The sequence below is a fragment of the Brevibacillus sp. HB1.4B genome (genome assembly GCF_013284285.1).
GTDB lineage: Bacteria > Bacillota > Bacilli > Brevibacillales > Brevibacillaceae > Brevibacillus > Brevibacillus porteri.
Genome location: NZ_JABSUT010000004.1, coordinates 458,395 through 483,959 on the forward strand (window position 1 = coordinate 458,395; position 25,565 = coordinate 483,959).

Consider the following 25,565-nt stretch of genomic DNA (forward strand, 5'->3'; position numbering starts at 1 on the left):
ATTCATTATCAATAATCAGTGCGATAGAGAGGGAGAATCAAAATGAGAAAAAAATCGATGCTGGCGGTCATGCTGAGTACGATGCTGACACTGCCTTTGCTTGCTGCATGCGGAAACGGTGCGAATACTGCCCAGCCACAAACAGAAGCACCAAAGGCACAGGAGCCGGCTGCCACAGAGCAAGTCGTTAACGTATTTACTGCGCGTCATTACGATATTGATAGCAAACTGTTCGCAGAATTCACGAAGCAAACAGGCATCAAGGTAAATGAAGTGAAGGGTACAGCAGAAGAGCTGGTTGAGCGCTTGAAGCGTGAAGGAGAGAGCTCCGAAGCAGATTTGTTCATCACGGTTGACGGTGGTGTTCTGAACTACGCGAAGCAAAATGGCGTTCTGCAACCGATTCAATCTGCCGAAGTAGAGAAAAACGTACCGAAAGAACTGCGTGATCCTGACAACCAATGGATCGGTATGGCTACCCGTGCACGTGTAATCGTGTATGCGAAGGATCGCGTGAAGCCAGAGCAGCTGTCTACGTATGAAGATTTGGCTACAGATAAATGGAAAGGCAAAGTATTGGTACGCTCTTCTTCCAACCTGTACAACCAGTCACTCGTGGCTTCTTTTATTGAGCTGAATGGCGAGCAGGCTGCATTGGATTGGGCAAAGGGTCTTGTAAACAATTTCGCGCGCAAGCCTGAAGGTGGAGACCGTGATCAGGCAAAAGCTGTCGTTGCCAAAGTCGGTGACGTTGCGATCATGAACACCTACTATGTTGGACAAATGCTGAACTCAAAAGATGCAGAGGAAGTAAAAGTCGCGCAAAACATCGGCGTTTTCTTCCCGAACCAAGAAACGACAGGCACACACTTGAACATCAGCGGTATTGGTTTGACCAAGCACGCGAAAAACAAGGACAATGCCGTGAAATTGATTGAGTTCGTTACAGGGAAAGAGGCTCAAACGATGCTGACAAGCGGAAGCTACGAGTTCCCTGTCAATGCGGAGGCTGACAAGCCTGCTCTTTTGAAAGAGTGGGGAGAATTTAAAACGCAAAAGCTCGACTTTGCTAAGCTCGGCGAGTATAACAAAAAAGCGGTAGAACTGCTGAATCAAGCAGGTTGGAAATAAGCATGACGGGAGCACTTTTGCGTAGAAGCCTGAGACGAAAATTGAACGGGTGGGTAACGCTGAGCGTGATAGGGGCCTTTTTGGCCCTTCTCCCGTCTCTTTATATTTTTTTCGGACTCTTTCAAAAACAGAATGAAAACTGGCAGCATATCCAAGAGTACATGCTGCTGGATTACGCGTTGCAATCGTTATGGCTCGTGCTCGGTACTGGAGCCTGTACGATCATCGTAGGTGTGACGCTAGCCTGGCTGGTCGCTGCCTACGATTTTCCATTGCGTCGCTTTTTTTCATTTGCTTTTGTACTGCCGTTGGCGATTCCTCCGTATATCGCGGCATACACATACGGCTCCATGCTCAGCTACACGGGGAGCATTCAGACGATTTTGCGTGATACATTCGGGCTGACGCTCGATCAACGCTACTTTGACATTATGTCGATGAAGGGCGCTATTTTTATTTTTACTCTGTTTTTGTTCCCGTACATTTATTTGATTACGAAAACCTTTCTCGAAAAGCAGAGTGCTGTGTTCATTGAAAATGCCAGATTGCTCGGAAAAAACCAAACGCATATCTTTTTTCGCATCGTCCTGCCTATGTCGCAGGCAGCCATCGTCGGTGGGGCTAGTCTTGTGGCCTTTGAAGTGCTCAATGATTTTGGAGTGACGAAGCATTTTGGGATTCAGTCTTTTACAGCGGCGATTTTCAAGACGTGGTTTGGCATGTATGACGTAGAATCGGCCATCCGTTTGTCCGCCTGGCTCATGACGTTGATCATCGGGATCTTTATCGTCGAACGTCTCGTGCGTAAACGGAAAAAATACAGCTCGCCTACGAACAGGAGCACGCCGCTCACACGCAGAAAATTGCGCGGAATCCCGATGTACGCTGCCGTCATCTTCGGATTGGTTATTGTTTCGTTTTCGTTTGTAATCCCTGTTGCGCAGTTGAGTGTCTGGGCGACGTGGACGTATGGGGAAGTGTTGAACGAGACCTTCTGGAAGCTCTTGAGCAATACGCTATTCATTTCCTGTATCTCCATCACCATCTTGATGCTGCTTGCGGTAATCGTAGCGAATGTCATCCGATTCTCCCGAGGCTCGATATTCGCAGTGGCACTGACGCGCTTGATTTCCATGGGCTATTCTATTCCGGGCGCAGTCTTGTCCATCGGTGTGATGGCGGTGGTGATGTCCGTAGATAAAGAACTGAGTTCCTTCTATAGCTGGCTGGGTTTGGGCGCCAACAAGCTGGTACTCAGCATGTCCTTGTTCATGCTGACGTTTGCCTACATCATCCGCTTTCTTGCAGTTGGATTCAATGCAGTCGAGGCAGGGTTTGAGAAGACGGGAAACCGCTATTCAGAAGCGGCACGTATGCTCGGGATGAGCATGACACGGACTTTTTTTAAGGTGGATTTACCATTAATCAAAGGGGCTGTGCTCACTGGTTTTATCTTGGTGTTCATGGAAATTGTGAAGGAATTGCCGCTTACCTTGCTCCTTCGTCCCTATAACTTCGAGACGCTGGCAACAAAGGCGTATCAATATGCAAGCGATGAACAAATTCATCAGGCCGCGATTCCGTCGCTCTGTATTATTGCGGTGGGGATCGTCTCCGTTATTTTCTATCACTGGTTAGGAGAGAGACAGGCAAAATGACTTTTTTTGAAGTGAAAAACCTGACGTTTGGCTATGCAAGCGGGAACGGCAGCGTCATCCGGGATTTTTCTTTGCAGATGGAGCAGGGGGAAGTTGTCGGGCTGCTCGGGAATAGCGGTTGCGGAAAAAGTACATTGCTTCGATTGATAGCCGGACTGGAGTCACCCAAGAGCGGTCGCATCCAGATCGATGGGAAAGTGTTGGTCGATCAGGGGCAGTTTGTGGAGCCAGAGCAACGAGGGATCGGTATGATTTTTCAGGATTATGCGCTGTTCCCCCATTTAACTGTCGAGCAAAACATCTTGTTCGGTCTGCATCGCTTATCCAAAGCAGAGCGTCTGGTTCGTTTGAAAGAGATGTTGGCGCTCGTACAGCTCGAAGGATATGGCAAGCGATATCCACATGAACTGAGCGGGGGACAGCAGCAGCGTGTCGCATTTGCGCGTGCACTGGCACCTAGACCGGCTATCTTATTGATGGATGAGCCGTTCAGTAATCTGGATGCCGAGCTGAAAACGAAAATACGCGATGACTTGAAGCGAATGCTCCGAGCTGCCAAGATGACGTCGATCCTGGTCACGCATGACAAAGCAGATGCGGAAACAATATGTGATCGCATCATTCGAATGACTCGCTAAGGGCAAAGTGCAGCTTTCAGCCTCCAAAGTGCATAGTCGTACCGTACGTTGTTGTATAATGTGCATACGACGAATTTTGTAGTGTGCGGTCTGCTGTCTTTTGGTCAGCACCGTTCAAATAGAGGAGGATGGAACATGAAAATTGAAATCTGGTCTGATTTTGCCTGCCCGTTTTGCTATATCGGAAAGCGCCGTCTGGAAGGAGCGCTGTCTCAATTTCCGCATAAGGATCAAGTAGAGGTGGTATATCGCAGCTTCCAGCTCGACCCGCAGATGGAACGCGATACTGATATGGACATGCATGAAGTACTGGCAGCCAAGTATAGCATTCCGCTCGCACAGGCGAAGGGCATGAATGACCAAGTAACCCAAATGGCAAAAGGCGTCGGTCTCGACTATCATTTTGACACGATGATTCCGACCAATACATTCGATGCGCATCGCTTGACGCACTATGCTCATGCCCATGGAAAAATGAAGGAAATGAAGGAGCGAATGCTGAAGGCGTACTTTACGGAATCGCTCCATCTCGGTGACCATGAGGTGTTGGCACAGCTTGCTTCTGAGGTAGGCTTGGACAAGGAAGCGACGCTCGCCATGCTGGCAGGAGACGAATACAGAGAGCAAGTACAAGAGGACAAACAAAGAGGCAACGATTTGGGTGTCACAGGTGTACCGTTCTTTGTCATTAATAACAAATATGCAGTCTCTGGCGCGCAGCCAGGAGAAGTCTTTTTAGGTGCATTGAACCAGGTATGGGAAGAAGAAAGCGCCGCTCCTGCTCTGAAATTCGTACAGAACGACGAGAAAAAAGACGAGCAATCCGGCGACAATTGCGCGGATGGCTCCTGCAAAATATAAGCGACACAAAACGAATAACTCAATGTTAGAGCCTTAATGTTGTAAATTGCGCATTTTGTTGGTGCTACCCCTGACCAGTAAAATCTCAAAAGCCGATCCTCCTGAAATGATGGGGAATCGGCTTTTCTCATGAAAAGTTGTTTTGAGATCGCCTAAAATCACTGAATAACGAGATTAGTTCCTGATACTGTGAACTGTTTACCAATAGAAGAAGCAAATTGAGATGAAGCAGCGCTAACGCTTCCAATTTGCCTGCCAGAGCTGTAGTCATGACTTCCTTGGAGCGTAATATTCTCGAGACCATAAAAGAATATTGTCAATGTGAGCATTGCCGTATTCTGCGCTTCAGTTCCCTGATGCACGGTGCGCTTCGTACTCGCGTAATAGGCTACATGGTTATTTCCATCATACACTTTACCACCTTCATATTGCCACACACCAGCAGCGTCATCCACATTCGTCAGACTGAGTCGATTTAATGTCAGATTCAAGTTAGTTACCTCCCGTAGTAGCCTTGTGCCTTGTTTCTACTGGTCATCATATGCCCTGGCTGCCCAAAGTTGTCGGCATAACACGCCTATTTCCATGTGATTCATTATCTGGTATTATATGGATTTTAATACCGAGCTTACGGGCAACTTTTCGGATTTATCTTGGATACATACGGATCAGACAGCAAAAACGCTCTCCAAGGAAGAGGCACTTGTTCTATTTGTACAGCATGCTCCACTGGAACTCGTATACTTACCAGCGGAAAAAGGGGCGGAGCCAGCACTTGCTTTTCAAATCCGACGGGATTCAGAACAGCCATGGGCAATAGAAGCCACGACAGGCAAGGTCATCAATTATGAAAAGACGCTTCATGGAGGTTTTGATTCTTTACTGGCGCGCAAGCTGTTTCTGTAGTGCAAGCGCGAGCTCCAAAGACTCGACTGCATGATCAACATCGATGATCGATTGTGTATGGTCCGCAAAGCATTGAATGGCATGACGCAAGCTCTCTTCATACGGATTGACAGGTTCTAGAACGAGCTCATTCTTGCCTGAGGACGTGTATTCCCATAAAAAAGTTTCGGTCTGACCATGGCTGTCAGCTTCCTGTAAGACGAGCTTTGCCTTCTCAAAGTACGCCTCGTAACCGACAGTGAATGGGTACGAGGTCGGCATCTGCGAGGAGGCGACTATTTCAGCATGCGCATCAGGGTAATGAAAGTGCGAGTGGACGATGGACTGTTTTTTATCCGATGACTCTGTCCCCCATGCGCTCATATTGGCATTGCGACCGAACAGCCATGTTACGAAGTCCAGCTCGTGGATCATCAGATTGGTTGTAATGGAGGACAAGCCTAGATCCCCCCATAAAGGAGCTGTTTCTCTTTTGAGCGAGAGGGAGAGGAGCTGTCCGTACTTGTTTTCTGTCTGAGCGCTGCGAAGGTAGGCGTACGCCGGATCAAATTTGATAAACTGATTTACCAACAGCTTTTTCCCCGACCGGTCCCTTGCATGCTTCATGGCTAATGCATCGTCTAGCGTATAGCAAACCGGTGTTTCACAGAATACATGCTTTCCGTTTTCGAGTGCTTCTACTGCGAATTGCCGATGCAGCTGCGAAGGCAAGCATATATCCACGACATCGATCGTAGGATCGCACATGATCTCGTCCATATGCTTCGTAATTTCCACATGCAGCTCTTCCTTCAACTTTTGCAGCTTCGATTCATTCCGACCGAAAACTACTAATCTATCTACACCATTCATTTTTTTCAGTAGATGCGCATGATACGCACCAAAGCCAGTTCCTAATACCGCAATGTTCATCTTGCATCCCTCCCATAATGATAGCTCTATGATATCTTTGTATTGTTGACAGCATTGTGTCATCAATTTGACCGGGTTGAAAAATAGAGTGGTCGTTTTGTCATGGAGGCTGGGGATGAGACTGCATCGATTGATTGCGATCTTGCTGCTGATTGAATCAAGAGGAAAAATGAAAGCAAAAGAACTCGCTATAGCACTGGAGACGTCTGTTCGCTCGATTTATCGGGATATTGACGCACTGTCCCAGGCAGGGATTCCGATCGCGGCAACTTCGGGACCTAGCGGTGGAATTTATTTGATGGAAGGATATACGGTCAATCTGAAACAGCTGTACGTCGATGATGTCGTGCACTTGTATTTGACCGGGATGGGGATTCATGTTGGACAGGATACCGAGACTGGACACAAATTAACGTCTGCTTTGCTCAAATTGGAAAAGAAATTGCCGCAGACTTATCGGCCGGATATCGAGAAAGCGAAGAAGCGTTTCTATTTCGATGAGACGCCGTGGTGGGAAGAGAGAGTAGTCATACCGCATCTGGAGGTTTTGCGGGCAGCGGTTTGGCGATCAAGCAAACTCGTCATTGCCTACCGCAAAATGGATGGGAGCAGCTCGTCACGTACCGTATGTCCCTACGGTCTCGTCGTGAAAAAAACGGAGTGGTATCTCGTTGCTTACTGTGAAAACGCCCAGGAGATTCGAACATTCAAGTGCGAGCGGATTCCTTCTGTTCATATACTGGAGGAGGCATGCGAGATTCCGGAAAGCTTTTCGTTGGCAGGTTATTGGACGAATCAGGAGGCGGCGTTCAAGCAGGCTTGTCGTGAAGTCGAATATTTTCCTGTAGTGATCAGATTGCATGCTGAAAAGCTGGCCGTGCGAGAGAGGCTGGAGGTGATTTTCGCTGTGCAGCAGGGAGATTACGAGCAATTGACGGTTAATTTGTACAGTTATGAAAGAGCATGTCGCGATATTTTGGATATGATCGGACATATGGAGGTAGTGGAGCCAGCGGAATTAAGAACTTTTGCAAAAGAGAGGCTGCGAGAAAGGATGGCACTCTATAAGTAGCATACGCCAAAAGGCTTCGCACCAAGTCGATGCGAAGCCTTTAGCGAGAAAGCATGGGATAACTCGCATGCACATGCTGTTTGAAGCCTTCATAGTCCGAGGCATGTATATGAGAGTCGTGGTCGCTTATACAGACATGCTTCATGCAAAGGCGCTGAGCGAACCGATTGCCAGCTTCTGTGATATTGTCCATGATGATCGATTGGATGCGGCAGCCACTCTGTTCGACATGAGCCAGTACATCGAGATAATGATGCAGCATCATGCGCAAGGCAGGGCTTTTCCGATAAGATTGATCGACAACGACACAGGACAGAAAATAATAGACTTGCTCGGGAGAAGTAGTTAAATCTTCGATATCCGCTGTCGTCATCAGGCTGTCTTTAAACGTCCCTTGTGCAATTTGCAGGTAGATATGCGGCTTGACGGGAAGTAGGTTCATAAAAGCGATGATGCGCCCATTCTCTTCGATCGCAACGACCGAATCGGGACGAAACAAATACCAATTGTAGCTCTCTTGGTACGGTGTAATAAATTCAGCATCATAGTATTGAAGCTCGAGTTGTTCCATCTGTCTAAAATGCTCAAGGTGCAAATGCTCCATGATCTTCACAAGCAAATCTCCTTCCTTATGTAAAGCGGCTTTTCCGGAGAGCTTCAGCTCGCTGTACGCTTTCTTTGGTCCAAGGTGGAGTCTTGGGATGATCTGTGCGCCATGCTTTGTGGGGTGTTATTCCCTCTTACTAGGCGACAGCTCGCAGATATAGTGTATAAAGCGCTGGGTTTCCTTTGCCCGCTTGAATCTGTTCGAAAATAAAGATGGTTCGTTTGGTTGGTAGCGTATTCGCAAGGATTCTTTCAGTAAAAGATGCCATTCATTTGGGAGTTCTTGCAGAGCCTGTTCTACCGCTTTTCTCTTCGGAATAATGTCCTCATGGATGAGCGCGTAATAGATTCGGCATAAGGTGAAAACGGCGAAGTCTACCCAACCATCGAGCAAGAATTTCCGCATGCTTTTTCCTTTCGGTGACCAATAATCATGGACATTGTATTTCATCGTTTCCCCGACATCAAACCACTGGGTCGGGATGTGTAATGCTTCAATACTTTTCCCCATAACGGTAATGCCCTGTTGCTTGAGGATCCACCACGTCACATGATTAACATCATAGTGGCCGGATGATTTGAATGTCCCATTGTCAACGTAAGGATAAGGCTCCAAGGATGGATTGGTTTTTCCGATGTCATCCAGCTTGATATACATGCCGTCCATTCTTTTAGCGAGTGGGTTAGCGTTTTGGAGAGCATAATGAATGTTCTTGAGCGTTTTTAATTCTGCATTCGTTAACCCACTATGCAAAATCGTTACAAAATCAATATCGCTGTTATCTTCCTCGAAGCCTGACAGTGCAATAGAGCCATACAAATACACACCGTAGATGACATCAGGCAGTTCTGCCATGAGTCGCTGCGTATAGTCGTGTAAGAATGGTCTAACACTTTCTGGGATTCTCGTGTCCATAAGGAAACTCCTTCTCCCCAATTTTTTCGAAGTCGCCTGTGAAATTGATCACTTCCATAATTTTCATACCACCAGTAAATGAGATAAAGTTTACTTGGTTTTTAATTTTCTCGCAAGATGAATTCTAACCTGATAGAAAAATGGTTTGATAGCCAAGAAGGGACACGGTATGATAATTCAGATGGTAACAATTGTTAAAGGAGGCGTTTATTGTGATTGGGTACATGCTAACAAAGGGCAAATTTTTGATGGGGAACTCGCGTAAGTAGCCCGCAAACCCGCGATATTCCCCGAGGATGAAAGGGGTATTATTGTGAGTCAATTATCAACCGACATGAATATTCGTAATTTTCAAAAGGAAGACTTCTCGTTACTTGGCGAGCTATATCAAGCCGTTACCTCAAAAGAGAACGCCACGTTTTGGTGGGTCGGTGAAGAAGCAAACTGGAGTAATGTCTATTGTGCATTTGAAAATGGAAAGATGGTGGCGAAGGGTCAAGTCAGTATTATTACGATTATCCCTCCTGGACGTTCAGCAGCAAATAAGCATTCGATCTACCTGAATCTGAAGACGCTACCGGAAAGAGACAATGACTTCGATTTGCTAGAAAACGTGTATCAGCACCTATTTCTAAGAGCCTTGCAAGTAAAAGAAACGTTGCCAAGTGAATACCAAACGATGCTGTGTGTCGGTAACGATTCATCCGAACTAGAAAACAACCGCTTTTTTATCCAAAAGGGCTATACCCATTGGAATAGCTTGTTTCAGATGAAGCGTGATTTACTAGAACCTATCCCCGCGTTAACGCTGAATGAAAACTTTCACTTTTCGTATTGGAAAATGGAGAGCGCACAGGAAGAAAAAGATTACTTGGATCTGGAAGCCACGATTTGGCCGGACGCTCCTTTAGGGTTTGAAAGACTTTCTGAATACAAGAACAAGGCGCTCTGGACATCCATGGTGATTCGTCAAAACGACACGATTGCTGCCAGCTTGATGGCATGGCAGGAGGAAAAAGAAGGAGTAGTCGAGGATGTTTTCGTACAGGAACCTTGGAGAAAGCGTGGGCTTGCGAAGTTTTTACTGACACAAGCATTGGGATATCTAAAATCGCATGAACTGAAATCCGCGTATCTCATGGTGGAAACGACGAATGAAACTGCTTTGTCTCTATACAAATCGGTTGGATTCGAGGTAGATAAAGAGGAGATCAGGTACTATATGGTGCTGAAATAAGAAGGAAATGGGAGGAGCGCTAGAGTGGCGCCCCTCTTTTTTGTGCAAGTTGATTCGAAATTCCCTTGCAAGAATTACAAAGATAAGGTAAATGTTGGGTGTATCTCATGCCGATACAATAGAGAGGACCTAGCGTCTAAATATGAGAAGGTGAGGATTTGCGATGAATTTTTTCAAGAAGCTATTCGGCGGTACGAACAACGGAGAAAAGTCAGGGGACGGCACTGCGATTTACACATATAACGAACAAGCTGATTATGAACCTCCAGCTCCCATGGAATATGTAGAAGAAATTGTTGCCCACTTTGAGACGGTATTTGCGGGAAGAGAAAGCAGTGTTTTTCACGAAATTATTTCCGATATGATACATATTGATGTGAATGTAATGAGTCCTACAGAAGAAGAACCATTTTGGGTTCTGTATACGACTGGGATGAGTGATTTACCGATGACGATCCCGGATGAAATACAGGAGCAGATGGAAGAGAATTTCGATCGAGCAGAAGTGATGATATTTTTGCCGGCTTCCTGGGAGCTGACACAAGAATCACTACAGGATGAAAACAACTACTGGCCGATCAGGCTGATGAAGCAAATGGCTCGTTTTCCTCACCAGTACAATACGTGGTTGGGATACGGACATACGATACCAAATTATGAGGACTATGTACCGTATGCGGATGGCACTGGCTTAAATGGAGTCGTTCTGTTTCAGCTATCCGAAGAGATCAGCGTCATTCCCACCAAGGATGGGAACAAGGTTCATGCCTATTTCTTGATTCCTTTGTATAAAGAAGAGATGGAATATAAATTGGAGCATGGCTTGGATGCGCTGTTGGATAAATTGTTTGAGCTGGAAGATGATGCGCTAATTTTGAATCCGAATCGAAGAAATACGTGCAAGTAAAAATATATGAAAGCATGAGCGTGTAACAAAACGGGTTCCATATACGATATAGAACCCGTTGCTCCTTTGCTGTGACCTCCGAACTCAAAGTCAGTCTCTTTCTATACCGATCCCATAAATCGTTCCAACATCCCTATCAAAAAGCTTTATGGATAAACGTGGTTTCCCAGGAGTGTCACTTCTCAATATATAGCCGCCCCAATCCTTGCCGCCATAAGCCTTGTACCCAGTAGTGTCTATGCCAAAAATATCTTGAATAAGCGGCTTCGTGACGGGAATCGCTTCATCGATTGATTTGATGATAATATGCTTGTGTTCCGTTACATGCTGCACATCATATACTTGGCCTGTTTTTGCTCCGACTTCCACCTCATATCTTTCTTGCTCGTTGTGAAACGTCCACCTATCCTCTTTCTCATCTGATGATTTTACGGCTAGGGTGAAGGAGAGATCATTTTTATTGGTGAAGCGCGTCAAAGCTTTTTGCGCGATGTCCAGAGACTTTTGATCTGCATCCTTAGGGTTGTAATTCAAGGTATAATCAATGACTTTGTTTGTAGATAAATCAACATCAACATCCTGATCTTGATCCAAGTCAAAGCTTAGAATAGCTATGTCTTTTCTTTTATAAAATTCTGTTGTTTCGAAGTTAACCGGTTGTTTCGTAACCCTATAGGCTTCACGTGCAGTCTCTACATATTTTTGATAAGGTTCCGTCAATTCTTGGATGGCAAAAGTTGCTTTGACGGCAATCACCTCTGTCGTATCGGCCTTAAAATATACCCAGGCTTCTTCATCCTTTGTCAGTACAACAAAGGACTCCTCGTTTTTCTCGATCTCTGCAAAAGTAAAATTCTTCTCAATGCCGCTCGCCGTAGTGATTGCCTGCTGGGCAGCCGTAAAATACTTTTGCTCTTCGGGAGTCAAAGCTGCACTGCTCGTTGATTCTGCGGGTGCAGAAAATGGTTTCATCCAGAAAAAACCGAGCAACAGGCCGCAGGTGATCAGCCCTTTTGCCATCCATCCATAGTACATTCTTCGTTTGTTCACTTTTTGAAGTCTACCTCCTTCTTCTCGCACACCCTCTAATATTGCTTGGCTTCGTTCTCGGGAAAGGATTTGCTCCGGGAATTGATTCAATTCTTTTAGAATGATCTGCTCATCACATGATGGCATCGTTCATCACCTCCGCAATCGAAACATTTCGTTTGTTTTGAATCGACTTTATCGCTCGATGCATTGTGAGATTGACCTTGGCTTCCGTCCATCCCAAAACCTCCGCAGTCTCCTTGCTCGATAATCCCTTGATCCCTCTGAGTATCAACACGTCCCGATAAGAAGACTTTAACTGATTGATCATTTCATAAAGCAGACGCTTGTTTTCACTTAACTCCAGCGACTCTTCCGGTGTTTTGTCGTGCGAAACGAGATGCTGCAAGAAGATATCTGGCAACCAGCTAATCAGTTTTGTCTTGCGCCTTTCATCGATGGCTACGTTTCGTGCTATGGCAAACAGCCACGTTTTGGGATTCTCAACCTCTGTGTCGTGTATGGCTTTCAGGGCACGAATAAAGGTCTCTTGAACAAGATCGTCGATATCGGTTCGTCCCGTGTAATAGACGAGAAATCGATAGACATCCTGGCTGTATGAGTGAAACCATTGCTCGATTCGTGCGCCAGTATGATCCTCCACTGGTGTTACACCTCCTTGTCACTGTATAGACGGAAAAGCTGCTGACAATCTTTCACTTTCAAAATAAAAAAATGAGACACCTCAGATGATCAGTCAGGTGTCTTTGTTCTCTCGCATAGATCTAGTTGGCGGGGAAGATCAGTTTGGCTATTGTCCCTTTCCCCGGTTCAGAGGAAAAGCTCAGTTCTGCCCCATGGCAATCAGCAATCTGTTTGCAAAGCGTCAAGCCTAATCCCGCCCCGCCGCCATTGCGAGTGCGGGAGGGATCTACGCGATAGAATGCCTCTGTTATGTGGAGGAGATGTTCTGCTGACATTCCTTTTCCATTATCTTCGACCATTATTCCTTTTTGTCCATGATCTAGAAAAGCAGCCATCTTGATTTGTCCACCAGTACCACAAGCCTTCAACGCGTTATCTACGAAATTGACGAGCAATATATGCATGAAATCAGGATCACACTCCAACGAATCAAAGTGACATTCCGAAGTAATCCGAACGCTTTGATCTGCTGCCATAAGAGACAGAGCTTGCTCGACGCCAAGAAACAGCTGCTTTATTTGTACAGTCGTTGGCTCGATCTTGTTTTCACGAAGGGTTGCCAATTCAAGCAAACGATACGCAATCTGTTGAAGTCTGCGGCTCTCAGACATGATATAGGTTGTGGCAAACAGCTTGTCGTCTTCTGTGCGAGCCACCTTTTGTATGTATTCTGCATAGCCGTAAATAGTCGTGAGCGGTGTGCGAAGCTCATGTGCAAAGTTGTCGATAAACTGCTGCTTCTGCTGAGCGGCTGTCGCTAACTGCTGGATTTGACTCTGAATTTCCTTTGCCATGTGATTAAAGCTTTGCGCCATTTCAGTCAGCTCGTCTTGTCCAGACACGGGAAGACGGGTATCATACGCACCAGCCGCGATTTGACGGGACGTTTGTGAAATTTGCGAGAGTGGTCTAAATAGTTTAGACAGCAATATATGAAGACCAAAAGCAAACAAAGCAGAAACCATCAAGCCTGCGAAAAACAGCATGTTTTTCATTTGCCTCCAGGCAGCAATCTCATCTGTTATGTCGTATAGGTACACCATTGTATATACATCATAGGGAGCAGGCAGCTTTCCTGAAACGAGGACTGAGGTGTTCCCGTCTGATTCTTGCACAGAAACGAGTCTGCTGCCGTCACCTGGCAGATCAGGAAACCCGTTTGGGACCGATAAGACAGACGAATTTGAATAGACCAGTTCCTTGTCTTTAAAAAGTACCAATGTCACGTTTTGATCCCCGGCAAGATAGCTGTAAGGCTGGAGCAGAGACGGGATGGAGTTGTCGATATCCGTTCCGCGGCCTCCTACCGCATAAAAATCTTGGAGGAGCGCAGAGGTGATGAAATAATGCTCATCCAAGCTTCTTTCTTGTGCACGATGGATTGTGTCTTTGAAGGTCGTGATCGATATAATGACGATCCCTAGGTTGAATGTAAATAAAAAAAGGGCAAGGGTTGTTAAAAAGGTCCGGTATTTCATAGATTTCCTTTCGTTTCACCTCTGGTTTCATGAGAGAGCTCGCAACTCATGGGAAAAAGCCGCCAGCACGGTGTGGCGGCTGAAAAGGCTTCCTTATTTTTTTGGCTCGGCGATCTCAGGATAGGATATTATTTGGTTGGGGTGGTCCTTGTACTTTTCTTTAGCATGATAGGTGGCGCCGATGAACTCTTTATCTTTGCGCGCTATATACACAGTGGCGATTTCACCGTTCTCGCCTGTGATCTTCGCCGATAGGAGGGGGTCATTGTTCTCGACCATGCTTTGGAATTCGTATACAGCGGACTTGACTGGACCGTTGACAATATTGAACTTTTCTGCTGCCTTTTTGGCTAGGTCCACATACTCCTGCGGATTTTTCGCAAGCTCCTCATCGTAGGTCGCTTTTTCTGTGAACGTTCTCTCACGGAACATGCTGAAATATTCTCCGGTAACAGCGTCGATCGAGAAATAATAATTGAGCTTGTCATTGAATTTTACTTCACCCCACCAGTGTGCGCGAGGAAGGTCTTCACGTGGGGGTTGGTATGTCATTTCTACCACCTTTCCTTCCAGGCTCTGGTCATACATCCGCCAAATAGCTTTCGCTCCGATTTCCGCCGCCGCTTCTTTTGTAAGGTCTTTACTCGTTGGCATTTGGTTGTTCATGGCTTTCACGGTATAATTCGTTTTTTTGTATCCGGGCGGCAAACTGTTTTGTGGCGTTTGGGAGGAAGCAACTGCATAATTCGCATAGCTGGTAGGGATCGTATTCGTTTTGTTGAAATCCGAAGCCGTTACGACCTGTACGAATCCTTGAAACAGCAATGTGCTGGTGCCAATAATTGCGGTGGCTGCCAAAATGGTTTGTTTGACTTTCATATGAACCTCTCCTTCATCATTTGGTTGTGATCACAGTTAGAAGTATAAGAGGGAGGAATTATCGAATCGTCATGGAGTTGTTAGGGAGTTGTAATAGTTTTTCGTTAATCTAGACCTCAAGACGATACCCCATTTTATAGACCGTCTTAATTCGGGATTCCATGTCCAGCTTCTTTCGCAGCTTTTGAATATGAACGTCCACTGTTCTTGTATCCCCAACATAGTCATAGCCCCATGCGAGCTCCAGCAGCTTTTCACGGGAAAGGGCAATATTCCGATTGTTCACCAGGACTTCCAGCAATTCGAATTCCTTGGGGGTGAAATCTACCGGATGATCATGGAGAAATAGTTGTCTGCTCTCAAATTCGATTCGGACCCCATCGAGTTCAAACGTCTTGCTCGTTTTCTTCGTTCGTCGCAACACCGCATCTACGCGCGCCAGCAGTTCCAGCATCTCGAAAGGCTTCACCAAGTAGTCATCTGCGCCGAGAGTCAGTCCCTTTACCTTGTCCGACAGGCTGCTTTTCGCTGTCAAAAAAATAGTGGGCGTCCCACGAATTTGACGGAAAACCTCATATCCATCAAACTCCGGCAGCATAATGTCCAGCACAACGAGATCCACCTCGTGCTTGTCTATTTCCTCCAGTGCCGCTTTTCCGTCCATTACCGAAATACATCTATGTCCCACTGCTTGTAGGTTTCTTTTGATGAGCTCATTGATTGGAATCTCATCCTCGACAATTAGGATGGTTGCCACTTTGGATCACCTCCCGTAAAGCATAGCATGGGGATGTAATCGAGTTGTAAAAAAATAGATGAGTCAAAAAACAGCCGCAATGAAAAAGCGGGACGCAGATTAGTCGCGTCCCACTCTAGTAGCGGTCTTTAGCCCATAAAAGTGATTTGAATTTGCGTGTTAAAGCGATCGGTAACAACCCAGCCTGCTGGAATCTGTTGATTATACCTGATCCATAGCTTCGCTCCCTTTGGAGCTCGTTGAATACTCGTAATTTCAAATTTATCCGTCGTACTATCTGTAATGACCCATCCTTGCGGCACGATTTGATTGTTCCGCATCCACAGTTTATCTCCGTAACCTGCGCCTTGTGTATAAATAATTTGAAGAGAAGTACCACTGCCATCTATAACAGCCCATCCATCGGGAATCCGTTGGTTGTACTTGATCCAGAGTGTCGATCTGTACGTAGCACCAATCACGCATGTAATTTCGAATTGAGTACTAGTACTGTCGGTAATCACCCAGCCTTGTGGGACCAGTTGATTGTTCTTGATCCACATTTTCGCTCCATAAGAAGAGCTCGCTGATAGGGATTGTTTTAGTGAGGCATGGGATGAAATATTTAGTTCGGACGATTTCGAAAGCGTTGGTTCTGCAGCCAGAGTAGGAAGTGTGAAAGACATCACAACGAATAAAAGACCTAGACTTGACGCCATACTTTTTTTAAGCATAAACAAACCACCTTCCTTGCATTTTCATCCATTATTTGTAATTTAATTATATTTTTAACAATTGTAAAGTAATAGTTCGGTTACATGATCTATTTTCAATACTCTGTCACAAAGTTATGTTATCTGCTTTTTTTTGTGTGGAATGCCCTTCTTAAAAATCACTTCTTGAGAAGAGAAGAATTTATATATTAATCACTGGAATTAACTCAGATATTCTTATTTCATTTTTCCACCGAAGAAGTATTTATTTTGTTTCCACTTCTATCCTTAGAACCAATAAGGTAAATTACTATTCCTAAACTTAAATAAACTAGCGAATCAGTAATAACTTTTAGAAAAGGAGTATTCCATTTTATAGGGAAAAATGGAACTACTATTATGGTCATTATTGATAAAAAAAGAGTTGCTACCCTTAAATATGATAATGCGCTTCTAAAAGCTTTTTTATTTGACTTTTCAACAAAATGACTAATAAGGTCAAACAGTACAAACAAAAAACCTGCTAACGAGAGGCTGAAAATATTTTTGAATTGTATGGTTATCAGCCCTCCGATTTTTAAAAATCCTAAAATTAGAAATCCTACACCAAAGAATTTTATGATTAATGAAAAAATATTCATGATGCACCTTCCTTCTTAAATATTTGTGTAAAATAGGTATCTCACTCATTTTATTAGGATGATTTAGTGATTCCATTATATTCCAAAAATCAATTTATCGCTAAGAGAATTACTTAATTATACAAGTATACCAATTAATTACATACATACTCAAACGACAAGAGGGTACAAGTCCCTCTTTCGAATAACTATCTATTATATGTCCTTCGTTATCAACAAACTGTAAATTATTCACATGTGTTGAATACTGAAGGAAGACCTATACGTTAAAAAATTCTTTCGCAGTCTTGGTAGTAGCGCTGGCCACTTCCTCAGGGCTCAACCCCATACATTGTGCGACCGCGTGTAAGATATGTCTCAAATACATTGGCTCATTCCGACCATCCACAGGCTTTTCTTTCAAATCACGAGGGGTTAAAAATGGCGCGTCCGTTTCAATCATCAAACGATTCAAGGGAATCTTTTGGACAAGCTCCCGAAGATGTTTCCCACGTCTTTCGTCACAAATCCATCCCGTAATCCCGATATGAAAGTCCATTTCTAAATACGTATCCAATTCCTTGGAGGTTCCGGTAAAACAGTGCACAACCGCACGATTGATATTTTGACGATGCTCTTTCAGAATCGAGATAAAATCAAGATGAGCATCGCGTTCATGCAAAAACAACGGCAGTTGAAGCTCTGTGGCCAGGGAAATTTGTTCAATGAACCACTTTCTTTGAATATCACGCGGCGAGAAGTCACGGTTATAATCTAACCCGCACTCTCCAATCGCTACCACATGGGGAAGCGATGCCAGTTCTCTTAATTTTTTGATCGTCGATTCATCACAGCTTTTTGCATCGTGAGGATGAATACCTGCCGTAGTGTACAGCTTTCCTTTGGAGCGACTTGCATATCGGGAGGCATCCATACTGTTTCTCAAGCTTGTCCCTGTCAAAATTAATGGGTAAATTCCTTGCTTCTCAGCTCTGGTAACGACCTCATCGCGATCTTGCTGAAAGGAACGGTGCATCAGGTTTACGCCTATATCGATGATCTGTGTATCCAAGAGAATCAATCCTTTCTAGTAAGAGGTGTGAGTAAGAACTAATTTTCACTATAATTCCTATTTTTGGTTGTTTTTCATTATAGCGTATCGAGTTGTTATGTTCTAGAGACGAAAAAATCCTCCCTGCGGTGACAGAGAGGACTCGCTTCTTTCTATTCTCATGAAGGAATGGCATCTAATGCTCGCCTTACTTTTCTTGCGAAAGCAAGAGGTTTATCAACCGCTTCCACATTTACATATATCAGGCGGGGACGATCGAATAACCATTCATTATGGATAGACGAGACTTTTATGCCTTGATTCCGAATGGCTGCAATGAACGGATTGACCTCTTTCTGTAGGAATGCCGCTCTGCCTAAACAGAGGGCTTTGCCCGTTTTTTGATTGAAGGATTCGAATGAAAAAGAAGACGTAACGCGAAATCTTTTCCCCAAAATGGTCGCTTTTATTTGATTTCGATTGATGGTCGCGACGCATTTTCCGCCGGCAAAACCGGATTGCCCCCTGATAATTCTGGAGAACTGCTCACAAAGCGAGACTTTTTTGGGCATTCCTCGTTTCCTCCCTGTTTTTGTTTATCGTATGAAGACAGGGATAGGATGGAAACGGATGATGACCTATTCTGCTGGGGGATGGGGATGAAACAGCTCAGCTCATTCTACACTTTTTAAAGACTCAATCATATTGATGTTGGTTACTTTTCGCCGAAGTAGCAAGTTAGAGAGAATCGTAAGCAAGTAGGCAAGAATAACAGAAACCAATAGGATAGAAATATGTAACTGATCCGGGATCTGTTGATGGGTGCTAGACAGTGCTTTGACAATCATGGCATAAACATAGCCACTTATCGGTAAAGCGACAATGACCGCAAATGTAGTGAGTAGGATGTTTTCAAAAAAGATAAGTCTGTTTATTTTATGTTTTTGGTAGCCTAATACTTTAAGGGTTGCAAGCTCACGATTCCTTTCATAAATGTTGATGGAAGAGATCGTATAGATGGCGCCAAAGGAGAGGATGACGGCGCATACGATAAACATGATAAATACAAAGCTGTTTTGTTTCAAAATATATTCAGCGGTTTTCTTTAAATCATCTCTATCAGCGATGGTTTCTACTTGAGGATCTTGTTCAAAGAAGGTACGAACGCTATTAAGATCTACAGAGCTATTTGCTTCAACTAAAAGCGAGGTTGGTCTGTAGTCTATGCCAAAGCTCTTTAAATAGTCTGGTGTGATATAAAACGAAGGATTCGAATACTGCGTAGATATATGTAAAACCTTCATATCTACAGATTTATTTGTAAGCTCTGGTGCCTTGAACGTTATATGGATGATATCTCCTGCTGAAATATGATATTTGTCTGCATAGGATTTTGGTACCAGCACACCATTATTTTCTAAGGTGATCCGATTATCATTTTCGTCAAAGAAATGAATGAGAGAGTTTTCTCTTTCCGTAACAACGAGAGTGGCATTATCTTTTTCATCACCTTTTATGAATTCAACAGGAAAGGTGGATAGAGAATAACGATTTTTCATACCGGAGGGGAGCTTTACCGTATCCGCAGATGTTCCGATCGTATAATCTACTCGTAAATCATACGTATAAACATCTTCGATTTGGCTAGCTACTTGTTGCAAGGCAGATTGAGTGCCAAAAGCAGTTATCAATAAGACCGTGCTTACAACAACGCCAATTGAGCTCGCTATAGCTTTTGGTTTATTTAGGAAAATATTTCTCAAAATGAGTTTGTAGCTATAGGAAAGATGACTCCAAATACCCGGAATTCTTTCAATCAATAGCGTTTTCATCTGCTTTGGCGGTTTAGGACGCATAGCTTGAGCCGCACGTTCTTTTAATAGGGTTCTACCACTTAAGTAACACGCTAGGATTCCAAAAGCACTGGAGAAAATAATGGGAGGGATGAAAGAATAAAAAGAAAGGGAGTAGGTAATGCCAGGCAGAGAGTAGGCTCTTGCACTTGATGCCGTTACGAATGGAACAAATACGAGAGCGGCAATAGCACACCCAATGATTGAGCCTATGATACCTGCCAGCACAGGGTAACCCATATAATGAAGCATGATGGTTCTGTTTTTGACACCTAAAGCCTTCATAATCCCTACTTGGTTTCTTTGAGAGTCAATCATTCTCGACATGGTAAGAAACAGGATAATGGCTACTATCAAAAAGAGAACGAAAGGGATAACCATACTCATCAATTTATTATTATGGATCGTTTCCTTTATTTTTGAATAGCTGAAAGTCCGTTCTTTACTTACTTGGTTTACATAAGTAAGGCTTTTGGATTGTGCTTCAATGGATTGACCTAATTTGTCCATATCGTAACCTTCTGTAGCATCGATCATGATTTCATTATAGGAGGTGCCACCTAAGATTTCAGAGATTGTTTCTTCGGCAATATAAGCGACTCCGTAGGTTTTATGGTCTTGTATTTCGTTCTTTTTTGCATGTTCGACATTCTCACCGAAGCCGCTAATGGTAAATGTAAGATTTCTTTCATTCGCACGAATACTGATTTCATCACCGACTTGAAAAAGATGTTCTTTCGCATAACGAGAATCGACTACTATCTCATTCTTTTTTGACGGGATTCTGCCCTCAATCATAGCAAGCGTGTTGATTTCGTTTTTGACAGGGATGGAATGAATTTTCAAAAAAGCTTTATCACCTTCAAAGGCTTGCGTGGCATCAAAGGTATAACGTCCTTCAATTTTTTTAATGCCTTCTATTTCACGTAAAGCAGCGACATCATTTTTGGAAATTTGCTTGTAAAATACATGTAGGTCGCTTATGTTATGTTCTTTAAAATAACCTTCTGTATAAGTACTAAGATTATTGCTATAAGTTACTAGCCCTCCATAGAAAAAGGCTCCTACTGCGATAACCAAAACAAAGGCGATAAATTGCCCGATCGATTGTTTGATATCCCTTACTAATTTTAAAAATAATTTCATTATCACCACTCAATCCCTTCCACACTTTGCTTTTCACGATTCATGGTAACGCTTTCAATCATTCCGCTTTTTACCTTAATAATTTTGTCAGCCATAGGAGCAATGGCGGAATTATGTGTGACCAATACGACGCACTTTTTCGTTTCTTTGTTCAAATCCTGGAGAAGCTTTAAGACCGACTTACCTGTCACATAATCCAATGCTCCGGTTGGCTCGTCACAAAGTAGAAGCAATGGATTTTTGGCAACAGCTCTCGCGATTGCAACTCTTTGTTGTTCGCCACCAGAGAGCTGGGAAGGGAAGTTTTTCATACGATTTTGTAATCCAACTTTATGTAAAATCTCTTTCGCATCCAGATGGTTTTTACATACTTCCGTAGCAAACTCAACATTTTCGAGAGCGTTTAAATTCGGAATTAAGTTATAGAATTGAAAGACAAAGCCGACTTTTTCACCGCGGTATTGCGTTAATTTTTTTTCGTTGAATCTGGTGATTTCTTGATCGCCAACAAATACTTGACCTGAGGTAGCCATATCCATTCCGCCAAGCAAATTCAAAATCGTACTTTTACCAGCGCCACTTGCACCCAAAATAACGACGAATTCTCCTTCTGCTATGGAAAAATCAACACCATTAAGCGCCTTGATTGGCACTTCTCCGATTTTGTATTCTTTCGTTACTTTTTTGAATTCGATTAATGCCTTCACTGATTACATCTCCTCGTACCGTATTTTTGAGACTTATATACCATAATATCCCTACAGGAAGTAGTTACATCCCACAGTCGATGTATTTTGACCTCGGTCTCGAGAAGGAGTTTGATCTCGCTTGTAAGAAAAAAGCCTCTATACGACCAGTATCGCCTTTACATTCGCCTACTATTACAAATAGAGCGCTTCGACTTGCTCGCAAAAAAACGGAGCACCCTCTAAAGGGCTACTCCGTTTGAATCATGACTAAACCAACGATATTAACACCTCACATGTTTCCGTTTGAAGCCAAGCTGACCTTTACTTACTGCCTTTTGAATATTATCGAAAGCGTTTAGGAACTTGCTTTTTGCTTTGTCTTTTTGGACTTCTACAGGACCTACTGCCTTTGCGATTTCGATCGCCTTATCGTGGAGTGGTAAATAGGAAGTCCCCACCGTGTAAATGAAATTATTCATCGCGTATTTTGTTCGTTCGGGAGAAGCGTGGATCGTATTTTTCACAGTTTCTAGGATATTGGCAATTTTGCTTTCGGAAAATTCACGATCTGGGCGATTACCCAAAAGCCAACAGTAACAACTCCAGCCCGCAGACATTCTGAGCTCTTCGCCGCTTGTGATCCAGTGATCGGCAACTTCTTGGGCAATATCTGCTTCAGATAAGGTTACGGCAACCACATAATCGGACAGCATATAAAAATAAGCTGAATCCATCCACCGATCAAAGTCTGCCTTGGTCATTGCTTTTGGGTCTGCGATCACTCCGGCAAAGTACATGGCGTCGTAGTTCCCGGTAGCGTAAAGCTGTTCAGCCAAGGGTTGATTGATCTTGATTTTTCTCGCCATGGGCTTCATAGCGCCTGTAGCCACGCCAAAAAGTGGTTCGTGAGCACCATTGGATAGATAAATTTTCTTGGTTCGTTCCTTGCCGAGAGCTTCCAGCTCTTGCATGATCGTTTCTAAATCCATCGTATATCACTTCTTTCATTGGCGGGTGTTCCCTTAAGATTATAACCATCCAATCCATGACTCATGTCACCTATTGACTATATTATTAGTGATTATTATAATAACCACCATAGAACTTAGAGGTTATTGCAATAATCACTAAAGATAAGTGTGCAAGGTGGTGGTTTTCTTTGGATGAAATTTATAAAGAACTTCAGAAATTGGGATTCTCACAATATGAATGCAAAGCATATATCGGACTTTTAAAGCAGTCTCCTATAACGGGATATGAGATTAGTAAAAGATCAGGTGTACCTCGTTCCATGATTTATGAAGTATTAGGGAAATTGTTAGATAAAGGAGCAGTTTATACGGTACCTTCTGAACCTCTGACCTACTCGCCTTTGCCAGCTAAAGAATTAATCACGCGTTTGCGTAATTCTTTCGAGCAATCATTTGATTATCTTGAAAAAAATCTATCTGCATTAGAAAGTGAGCAGCAAGTAGACGTGGTTCGACGCATTAGTAGTGATGAACTGGTTATCACAGAAATGGTTGACATGATAAATAAAGCCAGAGAAGAACTATGGTTATCGATTTGGCAACCACAGGTTTCTTTTATTAAACAGGATGCAGATAAGCGGGTAAAAGAGGGGCTCCCTGTATTTTCTATTTTGTTTGGAGCACCCAATACCGAGATAGGTGCAACCACTCATCATGATTACATGTCTCCTAAAGTAGCAGAGGAACGTATGAGTGGTCGTTTAACCATTGTCTCCCGGGACAATGAAGAAGTATTAATAGCCAATTTCGCTCCAAATACCGCTGCATGGGCTATAAAAACACAAGACCCAGCATTAGTATTAGTAGCAATGGAGTACATCAGGCACGACATCATGTTTGCACAATTAGTGAAGGAAATTGGCCCCGAGAAAGCCGAAGCTGTCTGGATTAACCATCCTGACCTGTTCCATGTGGTCACAGGAAAACGGTTCAAGTAATTTGAACCGTATTTTCTTTCACTTTTTCATAGTAGTTATGATGATAACTCCTGCAATGTGAGTGAGACTAAGGAGGGATAAAATGGGTTTAGCGAATGACCGAATCGAAACGGTGACAGATGTAAGAGATAAGGATACTTTTCGCCAAGGTATAAAAGATTGTGTCCCTACGTTGTTGGGGTATTTAAGTATTGGATTTGCTGCGGGTGTTATAGAAAGGACAGCGGGTCTTAGTATAGCTGAGATAGCTCTGATGTGTTTAATTCTTTATGCTGGTTCAGCCCAATTTATCGCTGCTGGTATGATGGCAGCAAGCAGTTCGATTACCACCATTATTATTACGATTTTCTTTGTTAATCTTCGGCATCTTTTACTTAGTGCAGCCCTAGCACCATATTTTCGGCATCTTTCTCCGCTTAGGAACATGCTAGTAGGGTCTCTACTTACCGATGAGTCATTTGGTGTTGCTATCAACGAAGCTGCAAAAAAGAATTACATTAGTGAAAAATGGATGCACGGTCTAAATATAACGGCTTATCTAAACTGGTGCGCAGCTAATATAGCCGGAGCATTCTTCGGACAATGGATTTCAAATCCTGAAAAATTTGGTTTGGATTTTGCTTTGACAGCGATGTTTATTGGACTTTTGGTACTTTCGATGTTAAGTCGAAGGAAAATGAAACGTGATGTGGTTGTTGCGATAATCGCAGTTGTTATTGCTGTGGGAGCCAGTTCAGTGTTGTCTGGCAGTATGGGAGTTATTGTTGCTACCATTTTTGCTTCAACGATAGGGATGGTGATGGAAAAATGGAAGTAAGATGGGATGTTTTTTTGGTGATTGTAGGAACAGCTATTGTTACATTCATCCCTAGAGTCCTTCCTCTTATGGTACTGAGTCGTTTTCAATTACCAGAGTGGGCAACACGATGGTTAAGCTATGTCCCCATATCTGTTATGGCTGCTCTAGTAGCTCAAGAGATATTTAAACATGATGAAAAAATTTCCTTTTCCACTAATAACGTTGAACTTTTAGCAGCCATACCAACCTTTTTCATTGCGATAAAAACACGTAGTTTATTGGCAACTGTACTCGTAGGCATTATTGTCGTGATGGTTTTACGTTTTTTGTTTTCATCTTGATCGCTTCAAGATGTTCATGTAATTCCGTTTTCTTTCCTGACCATAACTGTCAGTGAAGTTGTTTTATAATTGATTTGTAAAAACATGACAAGGAGGGAATCACTTTGAAGGAAGTGTTCATTTTTATTACGGATGGCTTTGCTGATTGGGAGGCAAGTTACGTCAGTTCTGAGCTAAACAAGCCAGGCACAGGATATCGTGTAAAGACAATCGCCATTGATCAGGAACCGAAAGTTTCGATGGGGGGGGTAACGGTCCTTCCAGATTATAGCGTAAGCGAATTCGATCGGAATGTTGATATCGCCATGTTAATCATACCTGGTGGAACGGGATGGAGAGAAGAAAAGAATCAGCAAGCAAAAGTAGTGGTTGAGTATTGTGTGAGCAAGGATATTCCTGTCGCTGCCATCTGTGACGCTACGACTTTTTTAGGGAATCACGGATTTTTGGACAATCATAGACATACAGGCAATACGTTACCTTATTTGAAGGAAGGAGCTCCGAACTACAGAGGAGATCAACATTATGTAGACGGTCAGTCAATCCGTGACGAGAATCTCATCACTGCGAATGGAAGCGGTGCATTGGAGTTTTCAAGACATATCTTGGAGAGATTGGGTGTATTAGAAGGCGATGAATTGAATCAATGGTACGAATTATTTAAAAAGGGCTACTTTCCCTCCTAACAGTTTGGTTTGATAGGAAAGCACGAA

Annotated in this window: 28 protein-coding genes; 12 read left to right on the top strand and 16 right to left on the bottom strand. The window is 43.6% G+C overall.

The features are described 5' to 3' along the window. Positions 1–42 precede the first annotated feature (42 nt). From HP398_RS12815 to HP398_RS12830, 4 genes are all read left to right on the top strand, one after another. Positions 43–1,131 carry a Fe(3+) ABC transporter substrate-binding protein gene (locus tag HP398_RS12815; protein ID WP_017250073.1) on the top strand — a complete coding sequence of 363 codons (1,089 nt, stop codon included), beginning with the start codon at positions 43–45 and terminating at the stop codon, positions 1,129–1,131. 2 nt (positions 1,132–1,133) lie between these two features. Next, entirely contained in the window at positions 1,134–2,789 is a 1,656-nt protein-coding gene (locus HP398_RS12820; RefSeq protein WP_173622755.1) for an ABC transporter permease, read from the top strand. After that, positions 2,786–3,427 (top strand): ABC transporter ATP-binding protein, encoded by a 642-nt coding sequence (locus HP398_RS12825; RefSeq protein ID WP_017250075.1) that lies wholly within the window; start codon positions 2,786–2,788, stop codon positions 3,425–3,427. Before HP398_RS12820 ends, HP398_RS12825 begins: the two co-directional genes overlap by 4 nt. Before the next feature lie 135 nt (positions 3,428–3,562). After that, positions 3,563–4,288 (top strand): DsbA family oxidoreductase, encoded by a 726-nt coding sequence (locus tag HP398_RS12830; protein ID WP_173622756.1) that lies wholly within the window; start codon positions 3,563–3,565, stop codon positions 4,286–4,288. 158 nt (positions 4,289–4,446) lie between these two features. Here HP398_RS12830 and HP398_RS12835 read toward each other — a convergent pair whose 3' ends face one another. Continuing rightward, the gene (locus tag HP398_RS12835; RefSeq protein WP_017250076.1) at positions 4,447–4,779 is read right to left on the bottom strand and encodes a hypothetical protein; all 333 of its coding nucleotides are present in this window, start codon (positions 4,777–4,779) and stop codon (positions 4,447–4,449) included. Positions 4,780–4,897: 118 nt separating this feature from the next. On the opposite strand from HP398_RS12835, the gene HP398_RS12840 reads away from it, so the two are divergent. Further along, positions 4,898–5,194, top strand: coding sequence for a hypothetical protein (locus HP398_RS12840; protein WP_254476064.1), 297 nt, complete (start codon positions 4,898–4,900; stop codon positions 5,192–5,194). On the opposite strand, the gene HP398_RS12845 is transcribed toward HP398_RS12840, so the two are convergent. Continuing rightward, the gene (locus HP398_RS12845; RefSeq protein WP_173622757.1) at positions 5,168–6,106 is read right to left on the bottom strand and encodes a Gfo/Idh/MocA family protein; all 939 of its coding nucleotides are present in this window, start codon (positions 6,104–6,106) and stop codon (positions 5,168–5,170) included. The two genes, HP398_RS12840 and HP398_RS12845, sit on opposite strands and share 27 nt — an antisense overlap. Positions 6,107–6,221: 115 nt before the next feature. Between HP398_RS12845 and HP398_RS12850 the strand changes: the two genes are divergently transcribed. Then, entirely contained in the window at positions 6,222–7,178 is a 957-nt protein-coding gene (locus HP398_RS12850; protein ID WP_173622758.1) for a helix-turn-helix transcriptional regulator, read from the top strand. A 40-nt stretch (positions 7,179–7,218) separates the two neighbouring features. On the opposite strand, the gene HP398_RS12855 is transcribed toward HP398_RS12850, so the two are convergent. Both HP398_RS12855 and HP398_RS12860 read right to left on the bottom strand, forming a co-directional pair. Then, a complete protein-coding gene (locus tag HP398_RS12855; protein ID WP_217368676.1) occupies positions 7,219–7,782 on the bottom strand; it encodes a GNAT family N-acetyltransferase in 564 nt (187 codons plus the stop codon). Between the two features lie 126 nt (positions 7,783–7,908). Continuing rightward, the gene (locus HP398_RS12860; protein ID WP_017250081.1) at positions 7,909–8,700 is read right to left on the bottom strand and encodes a nucleotidyltransferase domain-containing protein; all 792 of its coding nucleotides are present in this window, start codon (positions 8,698–8,700) and stop codon (positions 7,909–7,911) included. A gap of 334 nt (positions 8,701–9,034) precedes the next feature. Between HP398_RS12860 and HP398_RS12865 the strand changes: the two genes are divergently transcribed. Beyond that, positions 9,035–9,937 carry a GNAT family N-acetyltransferase gene (locus HP398_RS12865; protein WP_173622818.1) on the top strand — a complete coding sequence of 301 codons (903 nt, stop codon included), beginning with the start codon at positions 9,035–9,037 and terminating at the stop codon, positions 9,935–9,937. Between the two features lie 163 nt (positions 9,938–10,100). Beyond that, positions 10,101–10,844 (top strand): suppressor of fused domain protein, encoded by a 744-nt coding sequence (locus HP398_RS12870; RefSeq protein ID WP_017250084.1) that lies wholly within the window; start codon positions 10,101–10,103, stop codon positions 10,842–10,844. A gap of 90 nt (positions 10,845–10,934) precedes the next feature. On the opposite strand, the gene HP398_RS12875 is transcribed toward HP398_RS12870, so the two are convergent. The 12 genes from HP398_RS12875 to HP398_RS12930 form a co-directional block, all read right to left on the bottom strand. Next, entirely contained in the window at positions 10,935–12,020 is a 1,086-nt protein-coding gene (locus HP398_RS12875) for a hypothetical protein (protein ID WP_173622759.1), read from the bottom strand. Next, positions 12,007–12,537 carry an RNA polymerase sigma factor gene (locus HP398_RS12880; RefSeq protein WP_017250086.1) on the bottom strand — a complete coding sequence of 177 codons (531 nt, stop codon included), beginning with the start codon at positions 12,535–12,537 and terminating at the stop codon, positions 12,007–12,009. The genes HP398_RS12875 and HP398_RS12880 overlap by 14 nt, the downstream gene beginning before the upstream one ends. Positions 12,538–12,658: 121 nt before the next feature. Then, positions 12,659–14,056, bottom strand: coding sequence for a sensor histidine kinase (locus HP398_RS12885; RefSeq protein WP_173622760.1), 1,398 nt, complete (start codon positions 14,054–14,056; stop codon positions 12,659–12,661). Between the two features lie 93 nt (positions 14,057–14,149). Then, complete coding sequence (locus HP398_RS12890; protein WP_173622761.1) at positions 14,150–14,935, bottom strand: hypothetical protein; 786 nt, start codon at positions 14,933–14,935, stop codon at positions 14,150–14,152. A 109-nt stretch (positions 14,936–15,044) separates the two neighbouring features. Continuing rightward, positions 15,045–15,692, bottom strand: coding sequence for a response regulator transcription factor (locus HP398_RS12895; RefSeq protein ID WP_173622762.1), 648 nt, complete (start codon positions 15,690–15,692; stop codon positions 15,045–15,047). A gap of 128 nt (positions 15,693–15,820) precedes the next feature. Then, positions 15,821–16,390 (bottom strand): hypothetical protein, encoded by a 570-nt coding sequence (locus HP398_RS12900; protein WP_173622763.1) that lies wholly within the window; start codon positions 16,388–16,390, stop codon positions 15,821–15,823. A 236-nt stretch (positions 16,391–16,626) separates the two neighbouring features. Next, positions 16,627–17,025: a hypothetical protein gene (locus HP398_RS12905; protein ID WP_173622764.1), complete on the bottom strand. Its 399-nt coding sequence runs from the start codon at positions 17,023–17,025 to the stop codon at positions 16,627–16,629. A 259-nt stretch (positions 17,026–17,284) separates the two neighbouring features. Further along, on the bottom strand, positions 17,285–18,085 hold the full coding sequence (locus HP398_RS12910; RefSeq protein ID WP_371736739.1) for a TatD family hydrolase: 801 nt from the start codon (positions 18,083–18,085) through the stop codon (positions 17,285–17,287). Positions 18,086–18,234: 149 nt separating this feature from the next. Next, positions 18,235–18,627: a DUF1259 domain-containing protein gene (locus HP398_RS12915; RefSeq protein WP_173622766.1), complete on the bottom strand. Its 393-nt coding sequence runs from the start codon at positions 18,625–18,627 to the stop codon at positions 18,235–18,237. A gap of 102 nt (positions 18,628–18,729) precedes the next feature. Then, positions 18,730–21,054, bottom strand: a complete 2,325-nt coding sequence (locus HP398_RS12920; protein WP_173622767.1) for an ABC transporter permease — start codon at positions 21,052–21,054, stop codon at positions 18,730–18,732. A 2-nt stretch (positions 21,055–21,056) separates the two neighbouring features. Further along, the gene (locus tag HP398_RS12925; protein WP_173622768.1) at positions 21,057–21,761 is read right to left on the bottom strand and encodes an ABC transporter ATP-binding protein; all 705 of its coding nucleotides are present in this window, start codon (positions 21,759–21,761) and stop codon (positions 21,057–21,059) included. 263 nt (positions 21,762–22,024) lie between these two features. Continuing rightward, on the bottom strand, positions 22,025–22,732 hold the full coding sequence (locus HP398_RS12930) for a DNA alkylation repair protein (RefSeq protein WP_173622769.1): 708 nt from the start codon (positions 22,730–22,732) through the stop codon (positions 22,025–22,027). A 170-nt stretch (positions 22,733–22,902) separates the two neighbouring features. On the opposite strand from HP398_RS12930, the gene HP398_RS12935 reads away from it, so the two are divergent. From HP398_RS12935 to HP398_RS12950, 4 genes are all read left to right on the top strand, one after another. Next, on the top strand, positions 22,903–23,712 hold the full coding sequence (locus HP398_RS12935) for a TrmB family transcriptional regulator (protein WP_173622770.1): 810 nt from the start codon (positions 22,903–22,905) through the stop codon (positions 23,710–23,712). A gap of 82 nt (positions 23,713–23,794) precedes the next feature. Beyond that, a complete protein-coding gene (locus HP398_RS12940) occupies positions 23,795–24,529 on the top strand; it encodes an AzlC family ABC transporter permease (protein ID WP_173622771.1) in 735 nt (244 codons plus the stop codon). Continuing rightward, positions 24,520–24,852: an AzlD domain-containing protein gene (locus HP398_RS12945; protein WP_106835213.1), complete on the top strand. Its 333-nt coding sequence runs from the start codon at positions 24,520–24,522 to the stop codon at positions 24,850–24,852. The genes HP398_RS12940 and HP398_RS12945 overlap by 10 nt, the downstream gene beginning before the upstream one ends. Positions 24,853–24,956: 104 nt before the next feature. Continuing rightward, the gene (locus tag HP398_RS12950; RefSeq protein WP_173622772.1) at positions 24,957–25,538 is read left to right on the top strand and encodes a type 1 glutamine amidotransferase family protein; all 582 of its coding nucleotides are present in this window, start codon (positions 24,957–24,959) and stop codon (positions 25,536–25,538) included. The last annotated feature ends 27 nt before the right edge of the window (positions 25,539–25,565 follow it).

Coding starts and splice junctions, on each gene's coding strand:
- HP398_RS12890 (WP_173622761.1), bottom strand. CDS start 14,935: ATGAAAGTCAAACAAACCATTTTGGCAGCCACCGCAATTATTGGCACC.
- HP398_RS12915 (WP_173622766.1), bottom strand. CDS start 18,627: ATGCCCAAAAAAGTCTCGCTTTGTGAGCAGTTCTCCAGAATTATCAGG.
- HP398_RS12865 (WP_173622818.1), top strand. CDS start 9,035: ATGAATATTCGTAATTTTCAAAAGGAAGACTTCTCGTTACTTGGCGAG.
- HP398_RS12920 (WP_173622767.1), bottom strand. CDS start 21,054: ATGAAATTATTTTTAAAATTAGTAAGGGATATCAAACAATCGATCGGG.
- HP398_RS12815 (WP_017250073.1), top strand. CDS start 43: ATGAGAAAAAAATCGATGCTGGCGGTCATGCTGAGTACGATGCTGACA.
- HP398_RS12945 (WP_106835213.1), top strand. CDS start 24,520: ATGGAAGTAAGATGGGATGTTTTTTTGGTGATTGTAGGAACAGCTATT.
- HP398_RS12940 (WP_173622771.1), top strand. CDS start 23,795: ATGGGTTTAGCGAATGACCGAATCGAAACGGTGACAGATGTAAGAGAT.
- HP398_RS12875 (WP_173622759.1), bottom strand. CDS start 12,020: ATGCCATCATGTGATGAGCAGATCATTCTAAAAGAATTGAATCAATTC.
- HP398_RS12930 (WP_173622769.1), bottom strand. CDS start 22,732: ATGGATTTAGAAACGATCATGCAAGAGCTGGAAGCTCTCGGCAAGGAA.
- HP398_RS12885 (WP_173622760.1), bottom strand. CDS start 14,056: ATGAAATACCGGACCTTTTTAACAACCCTTGCCCTTTTTTTATTTACA.
- HP398_RS12855 (WP_217368676.1), bottom strand. CDS start 7,782: ATGGAGCATTTGCACCTTGAGCATTTTAGACAGATGGAACAACTCGAG.
- HP398_RS12860 (WP_017250081.1), bottom strand. CDS start 8,700: ATGGACACGAGAATCCCAGAAAGTGTTAGACCATTCTTACACGACTAT.
- HP398_RS12825 (WP_017250075.1), top strand. CDS start 2,786: ATGACTTTTTTTGAAGTGAAAAACCTGACGTTTGGCTATGCAAGCGGG.
- HP398_RS12830 (WP_173622756.1), top strand. CDS start 3,563: ATGAAAATTGAAATCTGGTCTGATTTTGCCTGCCCGTTTTGCTATATC.
- HP398_RS12870 (WP_017250084.1), top strand. CDS start 10,101: ATGAATTTTTTCAAGAAGCTATTCGGCGGTACGAACAACGGAGAAAAG.
- HP398_RS12900 (WP_173622763.1), bottom strand. CDS start 16,390: ATGGCGTCAAGTCTAGGTCTTTTATTCGTTGTGATGTCTTTCACACTT.
- HP398_RS12820 (WP_173622755.1), top strand. CDS start 1,134: ATGACGGGAGCACTTTTGCGTAGAAGCCTGAGACGAAAATTGAACGGG.
- HP398_RS12905 (WP_173622764.1), bottom strand. CDS start 17,025: ATGAATATTTTTTCATTAATCATAAAATTCTTTGGTGTAGGATTTCTA.
- HP398_RS12840 (WP_254476064.1), top strand. CDS start 4,898: ATGGATTTTAATACCGAGCTTACGGGCAACTTTTCGGATTTATCTTGG.
- HP398_RS12850 (WP_173622758.1), top strand. CDS start 6,222: ATGAGACTGCATCGATTGATTGCGATCTTGCTGCTGATTGAATCAAGA.
- HP398_RS12845 (WP_173622757.1), bottom strand. CDS start 6,106: ATGAACATTGCGGTATTAGGAACTGGCTTTGGTGCGTATCATGCGCAT.